This window comes from Alteromonas sp. 07-89-2 (assembly GCF_013113925.1).
GTDB lineage: Bacteria > Pseudomonadota > Gammaproteobacteria > Enterobacterales > Alteromonadaceae > Alteromonas > Alteromonas macleodii.
Window position 1 is genome coordinate 290,061 of record NZ_VTYM01000001.1, and the last position, 15,597, is coordinate 305,657.

Below are 15,597 nucleotides of genomic sequence, written 5' to 3' on the forward strand. Positions count from 1 at the left end.
TTGCTAGCGTAACCTTGCCTCAATTAGCAGGCTACTTTTTCCCTAGAATATCTCGTAGATTAGCAATTCCCACCTGTGCTTTTTGCTGGCGCTCTTCTTTTGTAGCCTTCGGTTTCTGATTTTCCCACTGTACATCGTCGGGCGGCAGTTCGAATAGAAAGCGGCTTGGCTCTGGGTTAATCACTTCACCAAACTGTCGTCGCTCTTTAGCAAGGCTGAATATAAGCTCGCGCTGGGCGCGAGTAATTCCCACATAAGCAAGTCGGCGCTCTTCTTCTACGTTGTCTTCGTCAATGCTGCTTTGGTGCGGCAATAAGCCTTCTTCCATGCCCACTAAAAATACAATAGGAAATTCCAAACCTTTTGAGGCGTGTAGCGTCATTAACTGAACTTGATCCCCTTCCCCGTCGTCTTCGCCACGCTCCATCATGTCGCGCAATATCAGACGGTTCACCACTTCGGTTAAGGTCATGGGTTGGTCTAGGTCATTGCCTTCCAGCATATCGTTAACCCAGCCGAATAAGGTACTTACGTTGGCCATGGCCATTTCGGCGGCTTTGGGGCTGGCGCTGGTTTCATATAGCCATTCTTCGTAGCCCATAGTGCGGATCATGGTGCGAACCGCGTCAGCGGTGTTGCCACGCTCCGCGTTGTCCGATAGTTCTACTATCCAGCGGGCAAAGGTAGAAACCGAATGAAAGGCTTTATCGGGCAACACGCTATTTAAGTTAGGGTGCGTCGCCGCTTCGAACATAGATACGCCCAAGCTATTTGCAAAGTTACCCAGTTTTTCTAGCGTAGCGCGGCCTATACCGCGCCCTGGCGTGTTGATAATGCGAAGCAAAGCGTTGTCGTCGTCCTGATTCACCAACAACCGTAAATACGCCATGATGTCTTTTACTTCAGCACGGCCAAAGAACGACATACCACCGCTGATTTTGTACGGAATGCGGTTACTCATTAACAGCTTTTCAAAAATACGGCTTTGGTGATTCCCACGATACAAAATGGCGTAATCTTTAAACTGGGTGCGGTTCATGAACTTGTGCGCCAGCAGTTCTGCCACCACGCGCTCACCTTCATGCTCTTCGTTCTTCGCCTCTATCACTTTCAGCGGCTCGCCGTACTGCAGCTCTGAGAACAGGGTTTTATCGAACAAATGCGGATTGTTCTGAATAAGAATATTCGCGCAATGTAGAATACGGCCTGACGAGCGGTAATTTTGCTGTAGCTTAATGACGTTTAAGCGCGGAAAGTCTTGCTGTAACAGGTGCAAATTCTGCGGCTTAGCGCCACGCCATGAATAGATAGACTGGTCATCGTCGCCCACCACGGTAAAGCGCGCACGCTCACCTACTAATAGCTTTACCAACTCGTACTGACTGGTATTGGTATCTTGGTACTCATCCACCAGCAAGTAGCGAATTTTGCTCTGCCATTTGGCTCTTATTGCTTCGCTACTTTTTAAAAGCAATGTAGGTAATAAAATTAGGTCGTCGAAGTCTAGCGCGTTATATGCCTTAAGGTTGTCTTGGTAACGCTTGTAGGCTTCTGCAAACTCTCTCTCGCCCGTGCTGGTTGCTGATTTTAATAAAGCATCAGGCAAGATAAGATCGTTTTTCCAGTTCGAGATGCAGCTTTGTAAAAGCTGAAGCTGATCTTTATCACCATCGAGGGTGTCGGACGTCAAATCGTTAAGCAACGCGAACGAGTCTTTATCGTCGAATAACGAGAAACCTGGCTTTAAGCCAAGATCTTTCACATGCGCTTTAATAATGGTTAAGCCCATGGTGTGGAAGGTCGACACTTTTAGCCCGCGCGCCTCTGGCTTGCCCAAGGTTTGCGCTACACGTTCTTTCATTTCACGTGCTGCTTTGTTGGTAAAGGTTACCGCTGCAATATACCGAGCTGGCATATCGCAGTTTCTAACTAAATGAGCAATCTTATTGGTAATTACGCGCGTTTTACCACTACCCGCCCCCGCCAGCACCAAACATGGGCCAGACACAAAGGTTACGGCAGACTCTTGAGCTTCATTTAGTTTCATTTAATACCTAGAACAACGTACATTTTTGGCGCGACACAGTTTTCATTGCATGTCGTGTCGATACCGATAGAATAGCTTTCATAATTTGAGCTGCGCATTATAAGGGAATTCCATGTTGGATCCGAAGAAACTCGAAGATTTAGCGAAACAAATTGCTGATGCCGTTCCACCTGGCGTTAAAAACATGGCTGAAGAAGCCGAAGGTCGAGTAAAGGCGGTATTGCAGTCGCAGCTGTCTAAGCTTGATTTAGTGACTCGCGAAGAGTTCGATATTCAAAGCCAAGTGCTTATTCGCACTCGTGAAAAGCTAGACGCTATGGAAAGCCGCATTGCTGAACTTGAAGTGAAGCTAGCGGAAAAGTAGGCGTTCAAAGCTTACAGAAACTCAAAAAGCGCCTTTATGGCGCTTTTTTTGTGGCTGAATACCATAAACAATGGTTTGTATTGGGCTAGTTACTTTTACTGTTACACCAAATAAAAATGCAGTGCCGTTCCTAGCGTGATCGCTAAACCAATATAGTGATTTTCAATAAACGCGGTGAAGCAGCCTTCACGCTGACGGCGTTTAATAAGCTGATACTGGCGCACGCATAACAGAGCCGAAAACAGCACGGCTATGTAGTAAGGCCAAGTTGCGTTAATAGCACAGCCTATACACCACAAAATGGCAAGGGCAGCGGCCTGTAGCAGCATGACTATGAGCACGTCGTTTTTGCCGAACAATATGGCCGTAGACTTGATGCCTATTTGTAGGTCGTCATCGCGGTCTACCATGGCGTACATGGTGTCGTAAGCTACCGTCCATAGTAAGTTAGCAATAAACAACCACCAGCCGTACGCTGGTACTGTTTCTGTCACAGCCATAAATGCCATAGGAATGGCCCAACCGAACGCGGCACCCAATACCACCTGCGGTAAATTGGTGTAACGCTTCATAAAGGGGTAGCTTGCTGCCAAGAGTAAGGCTACCACCGACAACGCAATGGTTTGCCAGTTAAGGAATAACACTAAGACAAATGCTAAAGCGATAAGCGCACCAAAAAGTTGTAGCGCTTGTTTAGCCGACACTTCTCCGGTTGCAAGCGGACGTTGGGCAGTGCGCTTTACGCTACCGTCTACTTTTCTGTCTGCATAATCGTTAATCACACACCCGGCTGAGCGCATGACAACGACGCCAGCTACAAAAATGAGCGTAATGCCTAAAGGCGGTAAACCTTGTGCAGCCATAAGAAGCGCCCACAGCGTAGGCCACAGCAGCAAGTAAATACCTACGGGTTTATCAAGGCGCATCAGTCGCGCATAGGCGTTCCAATTGTGCTTCATAATTGCTTTTCGCTTTCCTTTTCGTTTTTAGCAGAGCGGCTATACGCCGGTGAGGAAGGAAGAAATACCTCTGCTACTATCATGCTGTAGTTGCCTAACGTAAACAACGAGCGCCTGCCCCACAAGGTTTGATTACTGTTAATACCAAACTGCGAAGCTGGCACTGTACACAGTTGAAACTCTGAGCGTGTAAAGCGTTTATCGTTAAACAAACGTTTTCCTAAAGGCTCTCGACCAAGATCTGAAAGTTCGCTGTCAACAAAGGCTTGAGGAATGATAGAACGTGCAAACACCCACGGCTTATGATCGCCACATAGGAGAATTTCTCGCGCTTGATAATGGGTTTCACCGTTGTCGAGTAACAACGACAGTTCATTGTCGTGAGGAATCTGCTCGTGCTGGCCAATAAGCTCTAGAGAAAAGTGGTTGCTTAAAGACTGCACTCGCTCGGTTAACGACCCAGTGTCTAACAGCCAGTTTTTTAGCTGTGCATTAGGAATTGTGATGCCAGAAGGTGCTTGCCAGTCAACCGCCAAACCCACTGGAAAAGTGGCATTAAAACTCACACGAAAAGCCCGAATAATGAATCTGTTAGTATGATAACACGTCATGTTCAATTATTTTCACTCGGTTAAACTTTTGCAGTAGTGTGTTTAATCAGAGTTTTGCTACACTACCAAGTGAATTTATTACTTTGGTGTTTCGGACTTCACTATGCTTAAGTCTTTAGTTTTACGCGTATTTGCGGTTAGTTTTTTCGTTCTTGGTTGTAACGCAGCAGTGGCGCAAGACAAAGCCAACTATGCTTATTTGGGCTTAGAGCCAGAGATTGTTACCAACTACATTAGCGATAGCGCACAAAAGCTTGGCTATGTACGCGTGTCAGTTGAATTGATGATCCACGATGTTAATCAGCTTGAAATTGCTGAACACCATATGCCGTTACTTCGCTCTACTGCCATTGAAATATTCGGCCAGCAACCGGCAGAGAAAGTTAAATCACTAACTGGTCGTGAAGATATTCGCCGCGCTATTCTTAAAGCGTTGCAAGAGCACATGAAGCAAGAGACGGGCGGCGAAGTGGTGAAAAACGTTATCTTCACCAAATACTTATACCAAGGCGGTTAAAAGTAGATAACGGGCTAAAAGGCTAACGTATGCCTTTTAGCTACATAAAACGCCACTAGCGTTTACCCGACCCAAGACTTAAGGCCCCGGCGAGCAAACATCCAGAAATAAGCCCCGCTGTATGTGCAGCATTCGCCATGTTTACCCACAAAATATCGGCATAACCCAGTACCAACCACACCAACATAAAGCCTACAATTGAATTTGGCAGCGACAAGCCCCAACTTGGTCGCAACCAGCCTAGCCACCACACAAAGCCCATTACGGCATACACCACACCAGACAAGCCGCCAAACAAGAACAGGTTGCCTTGCACAGGGTCACTAAACAGCGCTTGTGCGGCGTTCGAAATAGTGGCCGACACTAAGAACACAATAAGCAGCATGCTCATGCCAAGGGTGCGTTCAATTTTAGCTCCCAGCATGCCCCACCACAGTAGGTTAAATATAATGTGCAGCGCCGAAAAATGAATGAACGCAGGGCCTAGTAATCGCCACCATTCGTGATTTTGCGACAAAATGGAAAATGGCTGCATCAATAAATGCTGTGCGATAGGGGCAAACAGTCCAAACAACGACAGTAAATAAACCGCAACACACAGAATAAATACCACCGAGGTAAAGGGCGCTTTCACGGCATCGGCAATGATATTACCCACGGAAAAGCCATTACCCGAAGGCGCCAGCCGTACGTTCTTGCCATTATCCCATGCGGCTTGCTGGTACTTCGGATCGGTAGGATTTGCCAAAAAGCCATCCGCAATAATTTTTGCACGGTCGAGATGGTCGTGATTATCTAATACCACCACGAACTCTTTATCGTGCTGTACTACAGCGGCCTGAATGTGCTGACTGATTAAATAATTGGCGAGAAGATGTGCAGGACTTTGCTGATTGAATGCAATTAAAGGATGAGCCATAAGCTAGTTGTTACCCCGAAACAGAAGAATATGAATGCGATATGACATATACCAAGGGCGCGGTATATAACCTCTTTATACTGAAATACTGCAGTAGCTGCAAAAAATAAAGGTGCACATTGTGCACCTTTATCAAATCGCTATGCCGTGACTACTGGATTTGCCAGTCGCCATGCTTCGAAGCCACCGTCCATACTATAAACGGTTTCAAAGCCTTGCTGTGCAATCACTTGGGCCGCCTGCTGGCTGCTTACGCCGTGGTAGCACACTACAATCACTGGGATATCTTTGGGCGTTTGGTCGATAAACGCTGCAAAGTTGTCGTTGTTCAGCTGCGCTGCGTTAGGCATGTGTCCATTAGCAAACGATTGAGGATCGCGAATATCCACAATGGTTACGTCACCTTGAAAGTTTGCAACGTCGTTTACGCTAATGTGTGAGAATGTTGTCATTATTGCCAGTCCAGAATAACTTTGCCTGAGTGTCCAGACCCCATGGTATCAAACCCTTTCTGAAAGTCATCAATAGAAAAGGTGTGTGTGATGATAGGCGATAGGTCTAAGCCGCTCTGCAGCAAGCTCGCCATTTTGTACCATGTTTCGAACATTTCACGGCCGTAGATGCCTTTTATCACCAAGCCTTTGAAAATAACCTGGTTCCAATCGATGGCAACATCTTGTGGAGGTATTCCCAGCATGGCAATTTTGCCGCCATGGTTCATTTTGTTCAGCATGTCTCTGAAAGCCACCGGCACACCAGACATTTCCAGACCCACATCGAAGCCCTCTGTCATACCAAGTTCGTTCATTACGTCTTTCAAGTCTTCCTTGCTTACGTCAACGGCGCGGGTTGCACCCATTTTTTTAGCAAGCTCAAGACGGTAAGGATTAATATCGGTAACCACGACATGACGAGCACCTACATGCTTTGCAACTGCAGCAGCCATAATACCTATTGGGCCGGCACCGGTTATCAGTACGTCTTCACCCACCAAGTCGAAACTTAGTGCGGTGTGAACAGCGTTGCCAAACGGGTCAAAGATAGACGCAAGGTCGTCACTAATGTTGTCTGGAATTTTAAACGCGTTAAATGCAGGAATTACCAAGTATTCAGCAAAAGCGCCCGGGCGGTTTACGCCTACACCTTCAGTGTTGCGACACAAATGTACACGACCTGCACGACAGTTACGGCAATGGCCACAGGTAATATGTCCTTCGCCCGAAACACGGTCGCCAACCTTAAACCCTTTCACTTCTTGGCCCATACCTACGACTTCGCCCACATACTCGTGGCCTACAACCATAGGTACCGGAATAGTTTTCTGTGACCATTCGTCCCAGTTGTAAATGTGCATGTCGGTGCCGCAAATAGCGGTTTTGCGAATTTTAATCAGTAGGTCATTATGTCCTACTTCAGGTTCTGGCGTGTCTTGTAGCCAAATACCTTTTTCTGCTTTCGCTTTAACTAGCGACTTCATGAAATTACTCCCAGTTCACGGCCGACTTCAATAAATGCATCTACCGCTTTATCAACGTGTTCAAGGCTATGACCTGCTGACATTTGCGTACGAATGCGGGCCTGACCTTTCGGCACAACAGGGTAAGAGAAACCGATAACATAGATGCCTTTCTCAAGCATCTTGTCTGCCATTTCGCTAGCTAAACGGGCATCGCCTAGCATAACAGGAATAATAGCGTGATCTTTACCAGCTAATGTGAAGCCCGCTTCTTCCATACGCGTACGGAAGTGATTGGCGTTGCGCCATAAATTAGCGCGAAGCTCGTCACCTTCTTTCATCATTTCAAACACTTTAAGCGATGCTGAAACGATAGGTGGCGCAACCGAGTTTGAGAAAAGATAAGGACGCGAGCGTTGACGTAACCACTCTACGACTTCTTTTTTGCCCGAGGTGTAACCGCCAGACGCGCCGCCTAGTGCTTTACCTAGAGTACCGGTGATGATGTCTACACGACCCATAACGCCACAATACTCATGGCTGCCTTTGCCGTTTTCGCCAAGGAAGCCCGTTGCGTGACAATCGTCTACCATTACCATGGCGTCATACTTGTCGGCCAGGTCGCAAATAGAGGCTAAATCGGCAATCACGCCGTCCATTGAAAACACACCGTCGGTGGCAATAATTTTGAAACGTGCGCCATCGGCATCAGCTTGCTTTAACTGCTCTTCTAATGCTGCCATATCGTTATTGGCGTAGCGATAACGCTTAGCTTTACACAGGCGCACACCGTCAATGATACTGGCGTGGTTTAACGCATCAGAAATAATGGCATCTTCAGGGCCTAATAGCGTTTCAAATAAACCGCCATTCGCGTCGAAGCACGATGGGTACAAAATGGTGTCTTCTGTACCGAGGAAGTCGCTGATAGAGGCTTCCAGCTGCTTGTGAATGTCTTGTGTACCGCAAATGAATCGTACAGATGCTACACCAAAACCATGGCTATCCAGGCCTTTCTTTGCTGCTTCAATCAAGCTTTCATTGTTTGCAAGACCAAGGTAGTTGTTGGCACAAAAATTAATAACGTGCTCGCCGTTAGCAACACCAATATCCGCTTGTTGTTGCGACGTGATAACACGCTCTTTTTTGTACAAACCATCTTCTTTCGTGGCTTCAATTTGCGATTGCAAATGAGAAATAAATGCCGCAGACATGCCATTCTCCGAGTGTAGGTATATTAAAACTGTTAGTTTAATGAAAGCGCGTTAAAGGGTACACACCCGTGCGCTGTATTTAATGGGTTTGTCGACTAAGTTTGTAAATTATTCAGCACACTACATTGATGGAGCGTGCGCCTTTTGAAACAGTCAAGCAGCCCTAGGCGGATTCTTTCCAAAAACCAAACTCTACTTTTTCGCTTAATACGTCCCAAATGTTAACCTCGGGAATAGGTCTGCTGATAAGGTAGCCTTGACCTAGGTTGCAGTCGAAATGACACAGCAACTCGTACTGTTCACTGGTTTCAATTCCTTCTGCCACCACTTGCATTCCCATGTTGCGCACCATAGAAATCGTAGAGTGAACAATATTTCTATCATCAGCACTGCTGGCGATATTTGCCACAAACGAGCGATCTATTTTGATGTAGTCGGCGGGTAACGATTTAAGATAACTCAAAGACGAATAGCCCGTGCCGAAATCGTCGATAGCCAGCATGCACCCCATGTCGCGAATATTTTGCATGATGGTGGTTGCACGCTTGATGTCCGATACCAATACCGTTTCGGTTAACTCTAAGCAAACTTGGTCGGGCGCTATGTCATTTTTGATAATTTGCTGCTGCAAGAATTCAGGCAAACTCGGGTCTAAGAACTGACCCGCTGACAAATTAATCGCCATCTTCACGTCGGGGTAGCCGCTATTTTTAAGCTCTCTAATTAAATAAGTTGAGCGCGTAATTACCCAGTAATCAAGCTCAAGCATGAATGACGTGTTTTCTAGAAGCGGTATGAAATCTGCCGGGGAAATATTACCCTTTTTAGGGTGATGCCAACGCAATAGCGCTTCAAAGCCCACCAGCCTTCCCGTGTGCATCTCAATTTGGGGCTGAAGCGCTAAGCTAAACTGATTGTCTCTGAGGGCTTCACGCGCCTCTGACTCCAGCTCAACCTTCTGCATTACTTTAAGGTTCATGGTGGCGTCATACACGCGATACTCCGCCCCTTTTTTGGCTTTGGCTTCGTACATCGCAATATCCGCATGCCTTAGCAGTTCTACTGGCGTGGCGCGAGAGTGGTTGGTGATAGCAATACCGATACTGATGGATACGTAAAAGGTTACGCCATCTACAATGATTGGCTCTTTAAACTCTTCTATCAGCTTTTTGGCTACCGTATCTACGTGCTTTTTGCTTTCGATATTTGAAAGTAAAATAACAAACTCATCACCGCCAAATCGAGATGCAATATCCGACTCTCTAATCGGCTTGGAAATACGCATAGCAGCAGCTTTTAAGAGTTTATCGCCGACGTCATGACCGTGACTGTCGTTAACCTTTTTAAAGTCATCAAGGTCCATGAACATCAGTGCCACTAACCTATCGTCGCGAATTGAACTAGCTAGCTGCTTTTCTATTTGAAAAGTCAGCATATTACGGTTGGGAAGTCCGGTTAACACATCGAACATCGCCATTTTTTCAAGCTTCGCTGTGTTAATAGCCATTTGTCCGTCAAAGCTTTCTAGCTGGCGCGCCAGATTATTTGCCGCGTCTTCAACAACGTCCAATTCATCTGTGAATTTGAAAATAGGCGACTTCCTTCGTTTAGCTGCAATGGTGTAAAACTCGCTAAACTTGTGTTCGGCCAGCATAGGCAAACGTTCGCTTACATCTAACAAGCGTATTCTGTATTGATTTAGGAAAAGGTAAAGCAGCGAAGAGAAGATAAAAAATAGCGCAACAGCGCTAGAAATAACTATGTACTGGTATTGTTCGTTTTGACGCACCATGGCCGACACGTCTTGCACAATAAGCAAGTAAGGATGATCACCTGATGCGTGATTAAAAGGCAATAAACTAACCAGCAACTGCTGATTTTCCAGCGCAACGTTCATGCCTCTAATAACTAAATCGTCAATTCGCCAATTATCGGGTAACGCATCAAATAGAGATTGTAAGTACTGTCGATTAGCCGCAGACACTTGGCTTGCCACCCTTAATTCTGACAGCTCAGATGAGGTTTCTTTGTGCTGGACAACAGCAACTTTGTGCACATCGGTAGCGCGACTAAACAGGTATAGCAGTTCTCTCATCGACGTGGACACAACGATGACGGGCAGTGTTTCACCGTTTGCCATGATTGGAATTGAAATGTAGTGCGTGCATACCGAGTCACAGGACAATAGTGAGCGGCTTTCAAACGACACCCGAGTGGTATTCACTAACTTTTCAATGGTTTTATTTACTGGCTGTAGCGGGTTACCAACAACACCGTGTTCGTCAAACAAATACAGCGATTCAACTTGAAAGTTAAGGGTCAGGTATTCACTAAGACCGCTAAGCGTTTGTTGTAGCGATTCAAGGCTATCTGCGTTGCCTCCACTCTTATGGCTGATGATATCAATAAGCGTGATCATTCTGCCGTGCAGAATGTCTTCAAAAAGCTGAACCCGTCGTTGATTACTGACCTGGTTTTCCCGTTGCTGGAGCAGAATTCGAGCGTCAGACTCCTGAATAAGAACCGTTGATATAACTACAGCCACAGTTAATACCATAGCCAACAAAATTGTGATGGTTTTAGTGGTGAAAGATACCTGAACCTTCATCTAATGCCCTTAAAACCAATACATCAATTGCACTGACCACATTTCCCAATGCTTATCGGCATGAGACGCTACATCTAAGTTCAGTAAGCTCACTACCCTTGTCGCACCTTCAACCCAATGATACTCACCTTGAAGTCGCCACTTCGGTGCAATGTCCCAACGCAACCCTAGGGTATATGTATCTTGGTAGCCAAAGTAGGCGGGGATCTCGCCGCCGGTCATCGCCTCTAACTGCTTTCCATCTCGATCTGATTTGTCGTTAATGTATGTGTCGTAGCCAATAAGACCACTTATATTGTTATTAAACAAATACCTAAACTGAACAAAACCGCCCTCGCCCGTGCGTTTAAAGGCAAAGCCAGGGAAGAATAGCCCTTTATTATCCTGAACTTCCCTAACTAGCTCCGCTGACACTTCCCAGCTTGCTGCAAAGTATTGCGCAGACAGCATAATACGCTCTATATCTGCATTACCTGCAACACGGTTTTCATCCTGAGAAGGTGTGTACCTGAAATCAGAACTCAACCAGCTGGCACCTAATTTCCATGTCATGGTAGCCGGTTGCCAGAATACGCTGGCTTGATGAACAAAGTCTTGCTTAATGTCGCCTTTTGCTTCATCTCCGAGTAAAAAATCTCGCTGGGAGTCGTTAATATTAGAGCGACCGTAACTCCAGTTTAATTCCCAGATGTTCTGAGTACCATAGTGTGAGAAACTGGTTTGGATACCGTTGCTTCCCAAAGCAACGTCGCGAAACCCGTCAAAGTACACAGACTGGGGAAGAACAGACGTGTAACGTGTTTGTGGCACATCTCTGGTCACTGAATACAGCCAGTGGCGATTTTTGAAGCGACCAATGTGGACTTGCCCTTGCCACTTACCGGGCAAGTCAGGCAATTTCCAGTCAATAAACAAATAATCTAAACGAGCGCCCTGCTCAAAACGATTCCCGCCGTCTAAATAATTAATTTGCCCGGCAACAGAGATGTTTTCCGCTATTCGATAGTAACCATTTAGCCCAACTTCGGTGAGCTCACCTGTTGTTGCGTTATCGTCAGTTATAAAGTTACTTCCATTTGACTGAGTAACACCTTGAGAGACATAACCGTGCCACGAAAAATCTCCCTGTGAAGCAAGGACAGGCATGCTTATCATTCCAAACGCGAGAGCGATGTATTTATTCATTCTGTTCCTACCTCTACGCGTCTTAATTTCACAATTTCGGTATGTTCAACATAGCCGATAGCGCCTGTGGTACTTTCTAACGCCTCTATCAACGCCTGGTAAGACGTGACCCTAACGGGTGTAACGCCCTGCCCAGAATAGGTAATTTGATCCCATAAGCGAGATAATTGATAAGGGAACATCTGAAGTACTTCACGACAAAACTGCTTGTGGAGCTCATCGTTATCTTGCAATACAAATACCGTGATTTTAGTACCATCGCTCCAATATTGACGATGGCCGGTAAATATCTGACGAAGCTCAGAGCGGTTTAGCTCTGAAACCATGACACTCTCATTAACCATGACGTTTAGTTCTGCTGCGTGTGCCGCAGGCATGCCCGAAAACAGTGCAATATTCAGTAATAGCACCAGTCTAAGTTGAGTATAAGCAAGAACAGTGGATAGCCATCGCAAAGCGGGCTTTTTCATTCAGTAACGACTCCCTGTTATTTCAAAGGAACACTTCGCAACGCTAAGTGTAGATAATATTTGATAGTTTTACCTTACAATTAAGTAAATTAAGCGACAATTAGCTTGTGATGGTGCCCTGGTCTATCAACAGTATTTTTTCCTATTGTTCGTATCTTTTAGCATGCGCTATGTGAAGCCTATTTGCTCGAGTATTACCTTTTCGCGCCAAATAAATGCTTATTTTTCAGATAGAACTCTCCGGGACGCCGCAATTTAACATGCTCATTCCAAAATGATGAATATGGTCAACGATACTCGCGTATGAGCATAACGACTTAGGTTTTTATACTTAAGACGTTGAATTAGATTCACTATTTCAACGAATAATCTTAGTACGTAAAAACTATGAGCGCGTAAACAGACTTTTTTACCTCTGAAACGCGGTCATTGCTGAAAAACCAAAATAAATCATTAGAATAAAGAATTTACCATAAGTTGTGGGCGACATGGCGACAATACGACGAGACATAGGTGCTGGGCACCACTTTATTTTCGACGACACTTTAGTCAGTCACCCCAATGCGGAGATGTTTACCCCCGACTTTTGGCAGCTTCAAGACAAAATAACAGGTCAAGCCAAGGGACGTGGTACAACCATTTTCATTGAGCATGAGGGTCAGCGCTGGGTTTTACGTCATTTCAAACGTGGTGGCTTGGTGGGCAAAGTGCTGAGCGATCAATATCTGTTTATTGGTGTTGAGCGTTCTCGCCCGTTTGAAGAGTTCAGGCTGCTCGAATATATGCGAACACAAGATCTTCTTGTGCCTATTCCGGTTGCGGCGCGTATACACCGCCGAGGCCTGATTTACCGCGGCGATTTAATTACTTTAAGTATTCCAAATAGCAAAGATTTACACCACGCACTGTGCGATAAACCACTGGATAAAGATGAGTGGTATGAGGTTGGCCGAGCGCTGGCAGCTATGCACAATTGTCAGGTGTATCATCATGATGCCAACGTTCGAAACATCATGATTGATAGCGATAAGCAAATATGGCTTATCGATTTCGATCGCTGCGAGCAGCGTCAAGGTAACAGCTGGAAACAAAGTAATTTAGACAGGCTGCTGCGCTCTTTACATAAAGAGAAAGCAAAGAACCCTGTCTTTCACTGGCAAGAGAGCGACTGGTCAGCGTGTATGAATGGTTACCGCGAGGCAGTGAAGTAATAAGGTAAGCGGATTGGTATACGCTAATAATGTGTTACATTAGCCACGTTGAACACATAAACCCTCTACAACGAAAAGATTCGACTTTATGCACACTAGAGCACTTTACCCTGGTACTTTCGACCCGATCACTAACGGTCATGCCGACCTTATTGAACGCGCATCTCAGTTATTTTCTCATGTGATTGTAGCGATTGCTTCTAACCCAAGTAAAAAGCCACTGTTTACGTTAGAAGAGCGCGTAGAAATGATAAAAAAAGTCACTGCTGACTTACCAAATGTTGAGGTAGTGGGGTTTACTGGTTTATTGGCTGATTTTGCTGACGAACAAAATGCCACAATTCTCATTCGTGGTTTACGCGCAGTTTCTGATTTCGAATACGAGTTTCAACTCGCAAATATGAATCGCCGTTTAAATCCCAAACTAGAAAGTGTCTTTCTTACTCCTGCTGAGGAAAATTCATTTATCTCGTCCACCCTAGTAAAAGAAGTCGCTCTTCACCGCGGTGCAGTGAGTGGCTTTTGCCACCCAGTTGTTGAGAAAGCTTTAAAAGACAGGCTGAGTAAGAAAGATTAAGCACCAATAGTAAGTGTATTAGCGTTGGCAGTGAGTACAGAAAAAGGTATTTCGCTGCCCAATAACCTTACTTTCAATGGCTTTGCCACACACTTCACAAGGCTCGCCTTTTCTCCCATACACATTCAAGTGCTGTGCAAAATACCCAGGCTTACCGTCGGTTTGCGCAAAGTCTTTTAATGTTGTGCCGCCTTGTTCAATGGCTTTGGCCAATACTTGCTTAATGGTTGCGGTTAGCGACTGATAACGAGCAGCGCTAATGTTTCCTGCGGCTCTTCGCGGGTCAATACCAGCTAAAAACAGTGCTTCGTTCGCGTAGATGTTTCCTACACCTACCACAATGGCATTGTCCATGATGAAGTTTTTAACGGGGCCTTTTCGATTGCGCGATAGTCTGAATAAGCGCTTATCGTCAAAGTCGTCTGTAAGCGGCTCTGGGCCCAAGTTATCAAGCATGGCTATTTGCATATTAGGGGCCTGAAATAACACTGCCCCAAAGCGCCTTGGGTCGTTAAAACGTAAGCACTTACCGGTGTTTAAAACAATGTCTACGTGGTCATGCTTAATAATTGGTGTCGATGCATCGATAACGCGTAATTTACCCGACATACCTAAATGTAAAATTAACGTGCCTTTGGCTGTTTCAATAAGTAGATATTTAGCGCGGCGTTTTACAGCAATAACGCTCTGCCCTTCAACGTTCGCTACCTCTTGTGGAATGGGCCAGCGCATTCTTCGCTCACGCACCACCACCTGCGTGATGGTATTGCCAATAAGATGTGGAGAAACGCCCAAACGGCTTACTTCAACTTCTGGTAGTTCAGGCATTTACAGTATCCAAGGTAAAAGATTATCAAGTTCGGTGTTGGTTAATGTGTACCAATTATTTTCAAATTTGATCACAACAGGTGATGTATTCGGATAGATGGCGTAAACATTGCCGTTATTATTGCCTGCAAGCCATACTACGACGATATAAGGCTGTACGTTGGTAATCGCTTCGGGTACGTCAGTGGCCGGCTCAAGCCTTGCCCGCTGCCAATATGAAAACTGAACATCCGGCTTGATGGCGAGAACTGTATTTTGACCTGACTGGCGCCACTGCTGTCCAACTCGCTCTAAGCTATGGCCATCGTGCTCTATTTTTAACACATAAGCGTCTTCAGGTAGCAGGCTGCGAGATTGAACAACGTCCTTCTTAGGTACAAGACTGTCTAAGTTGAACAATGCAATCATGATAAGCATGGCAATAATGACCACGTTATTCATTGCTCGCTGAGAAATTCTAGCCACCTGATTTTCCGTTAAATATGAGTCCTAAAATTAGGAATATAGTAATACCTAGCCAATATATAAGCTAATTCAATTCAAAGAAAACCTAGGACCTGCTGGAAAAAAGTAAGTGGGAGAAAGCAGTGATCGCAAGACAAACACATGGGATCGTGGTTCGTCGAATGTG

The 15,597-nt window shown here is 45.6% G+C and carries 16 protein-coding genes; 4 read left to right on the forward strand and 12 right to left on the reverse strand.

Annotated features, from left to right (window positions below; all coding sequences use genetic code 11):
• Positions 1 to 31 precede the first annotated feature (31 nt).
• The gene (gene rep / locus F0261_RS01240) at positions 32 to 2,047 is read right to left on the reverse strand and encodes a DNA helicase Rep (RefSeq protein WP_014947773.1); all 2,016 of its coding nucleotides are present in this window, start codon (positions 2,045 to 2,047) and stop codon (positions 32 to 34) included.
• Positions 2,048 to 2,159: 112 nt separating this feature from the next.
• Here rep and F0261_RS01245 point away from each other — a divergent pair, with 112 nt between their 5' ends.
• On the forward strand, positions 2,160 to 2,411 hold the full coding sequence (locus F0261_RS01245; protein WP_014947772.1) for an accessory factor UbiK family protein: 252 nt from the start codon (positions 2,160 to 2,162) through the stop codon (positions 2,409 to 2,411).
• 101 nt (positions 2,412 to 2,512) lie between these two features.
• Here F0261_RS01245 and ubiA read toward each other — a convergent pair whose 3' ends face one another.
• Both ubiA and F0261_RS01255 read right to left on the reverse strand, forming a co-directional pair.
• Positions 2,513 to 3,370, reverse strand: a complete 858-nt coding sequence (ubiA, locus tag F0261_RS01250; RefSeq protein WP_014977898.1) for a 4-hydroxybenzoate octaprenyltransferase — start codon at positions 3,368 to 3,370, stop codon at positions 2,513 to 2,515.
• A complete protein-coding gene (locus F0261_RS01255; protein ID WP_014975276.1) occupies positions 3,367 to 3,936 on the reverse strand; it encodes a chorismate lyase in 570 nt (189 codons plus the stop codon). Before F0261_RS01255 ends, ubiA begins: the two co-directional genes overlap by 4 nt.
• A 148-nt stretch (positions 3,937 to 4,084) precedes the next feature.
• Between F0261_RS01255 and F0261_RS01260 the strand changes: the two genes are divergently transcribed.
• Positions 4,085 to 4,498, forward strand: a complete 414-nt coding sequence (locus tag F0261_RS01260) for a flagellar basal body-associated protein FliL (protein ID WP_014977897.1) — start codon at positions 4,085 to 4,087, stop codon at positions 4,496 to 4,498.
• Positions 4,499 to 4,553: 55 nt separating this feature from the next.
• Here F0261_RS01260 and glpG read toward each other — a convergent pair whose 3' ends face one another.
• From glpG to F0261_RS01295, 7 genes are all read right to left on the reverse strand, one after another.
• The gene (gene glpG, locus F0261_RS01265; protein ID WP_171337012.1) at positions 4,554 to 5,417 is read right to left on the reverse strand and encodes a rhomboid family intramembrane serine protease GlpG; all 864 of its coding nucleotides are present in this window, start codon (positions 5,415 to 5,417) and stop codon (positions 4,554 to 4,556) included.
• A gap of 140 nt (positions 5,418 to 5,557) precedes the next feature.
• Complete coding sequence (glpE, locus tag F0261_RS01270) at positions 5,558 to 5,869, reverse strand: thiosulfate sulfurtransferase GlpE (protein ID WP_014977895.1); 312 nt, start codon at positions 5,867 to 5,869, stop codon at positions 5,558 to 5,560.
• Positions 5,869 to 6,894: an L-threonine 3-dehydrogenase gene (gene tdh, locus F0261_RS01275; protein ID WP_014947766.1), complete on the reverse strand. Its 1,026-nt coding sequence runs from the start codon at positions 6,892 to 6,894 to the stop codon at positions 5,869 to 5,871. Before tdh ends, glpE begins: the two co-directional genes overlap by 1 nt.
• Entirely contained in the window at positions 6,891 to 8,087 is a 1,197-nt protein-coding gene (locus F0261_RS01280) for a glycine C-acetyltransferase (protein WP_014977894.1), read from the reverse strand. Before F0261_RS01280 ends, tdh begins: the two co-directional genes overlap by 4 nt.
• 163 nt (positions 8,088 to 8,250) lie before the next feature.
• Positions 8,251 to 10,695: an EAL domain-containing protein gene (locus F0261_RS01285; protein WP_171337013.1), complete on the reverse strand. Its 2,445-nt coding sequence runs from the start codon at positions 10,693 to 10,695 to the stop codon at positions 8,251 to 8,253.
• 9 nt (positions 10,696 to 10,704) lie between these two features.
• On the reverse strand, positions 10,705 to 11,880 hold the full coding sequence (locus F0261_RS01290) for a hypothetical protein (RefSeq protein WP_014977892.1): 1,176 nt from the start codon (positions 11,878 to 11,880) through the stop codon (positions 10,705 to 10,707).
• Complete coding sequence (locus tag F0261_RS01295) at positions 11,877 to 12,350, reverse strand: hypothetical protein (protein ID WP_171337014.1); 474 nt, start codon at positions 12,348 to 12,350, stop codon at positions 11,877 to 11,879. Before F0261_RS01295 ends, F0261_RS01290 begins: the two co-directional genes overlap by 4 nt.
• Positions 12,351 to 12,838: 488 nt before the next feature.
• On the opposite strand from F0261_RS01295, the gene F0261_RS01300 reads away from it, so the two are divergent.
• The gene (locus F0261_RS01300; protein WP_216600661.1) at positions 12,839 to 13,561 is read left to right on the forward strand and encodes a 3-deoxy-D-manno-octulosonic acid kinase; all 723 of its coding nucleotides are present in this window, start codon (positions 12,839 to 12,841) and stop codon (positions 13,559 to 13,561) included.
• Positions 13,562 to 13,649: 88 nt separating this feature from the next.
• The gene (gene coaD, locus F0261_RS01305; protein ID WP_014947760.1) at positions 13,650 to 14,138 is read left to right on the forward strand and encodes a pantetheine-phosphate adenylyltransferase; all 489 of its coding nucleotides are present in this window, start codon (positions 13,650 to 13,652) and stop codon (positions 14,136 to 14,138) included.
• 18 nt (positions 14,139 to 14,156) lie between these two features.
• Here coaD and mutM read toward each other — a convergent pair whose 3' ends face one another.
• Both mutM and F0261_RS01315 read right to left on the reverse strand, forming a co-directional pair.
• A complete protein-coding gene (gene mutM / locus F0261_RS01310; RefSeq protein WP_171337016.1) occupies positions 14,157 to 14,966 on the reverse strand; it encodes a bifunctional DNA-formamidopyrimidine glycosylase/DNA-(apurinic or apyrimidinic site) lyase in 810 nt (269 codons plus the stop codon).
• Positions 14,967 to 15,431, reverse strand: coding sequence for a hypothetical protein (locus F0261_RS01315; RefSeq protein ID WP_171337017.1), 465 nt, complete (start codon positions 15,429 to 15,431; stop codon positions 14,967 to 14,969). It abuts the gene before it with no gap.
• Positions 15,432 to 15,597: the final 166 nt, after the last annotated feature.

Coding starts and splice junctions, on each gene's coding strand:
- F0261_RS01245 (WP_014947772.1), top strand. CDS start 2,160: ATGTTGGATCCGAAGAAACTCGAAGATTTAGCGAAACAAATTGCTGAT.
- tdh (WP_014947766.1), bottom strand. CDS start 6,894: ATGAAGTCGCTAGTTAAAGCGAAAGCAGAAAAAGGTATTTGGCTACAA.
- F0261_RS01295 (WP_171337014.1), bottom strand. CDS start 12,350: ATGAAAAAGCCCGCTTTGCGATGGCTATCCACTGTTCTTGCTTATACT.
- glpE (WP_014977895.1), bottom strand. CDS start 5,869: ATGACAACATTCTCACACATTAGCGTAAACGACGTTGCAAACTTTCAA.
- rep (WP_014947773.1), bottom strand. CDS start 2,047: ATGAAACTAAATGAAGCTCAAGAGTCTGCCGTAACCTTTGTGTCTGGC.
- F0261_RS01300 (WP_216600661.1), top strand. CDS start 12,839: ATGGCGACAATACGACGAGACATAGGTGCTGGGCACCACTTTATTTTC.
- mutM (WP_171337016.1), bottom strand. CDS start 14,966: ATGCCTGAACTACCAGAAGTTGAAGTAAGCCGTTTGGGCGTTTCTCCA.
- ubiA (WP_014977898.1), bottom strand. CDS start 3,370: ATGAAGCACAATTGGAACGCCTATGCGCGACTGATGCGCCTTGATAAA.
- F0261_RS01290 (WP_014977892.1), bottom strand. CDS start 11,880: ATGAATAAATACATCGCTCTCGCGTTTGGAATGATAAGCATGCCTGTC.
- glpG (WP_171337012.1), bottom strand. CDS start 5,417: ATGGCTCATCCTTTAATTGCATTCAATCAGCAAAGTCCTGCACATCTT.
- F0261_RS01280 (WP_014977894.1), bottom strand. CDS start 8,087: ATGTCTGCGGCATTTATTTCTCATTTGCAATCGCAAATTGAAGCCACG.
- coaD (WP_014947760.1), top strand. CDS start 13,650: ATGCACACTAGAGCACTTTACCCTGGTACTTTCGACCCGATCACTAAC.
- F0261_RS01285 (WP_171337013.1), bottom strand. CDS start 10,695: ATGAAGGTTCAGGTATCTTTCACCACTAAAACCATCACAATTTTGTTG.
- F0261_RS01260 (WP_014977897.1), top strand. CDS start 4,085: ATGCTTAAGTCTTTAGTTTTACGCGTATTTGCGGTTAGTTTTTTCGTT.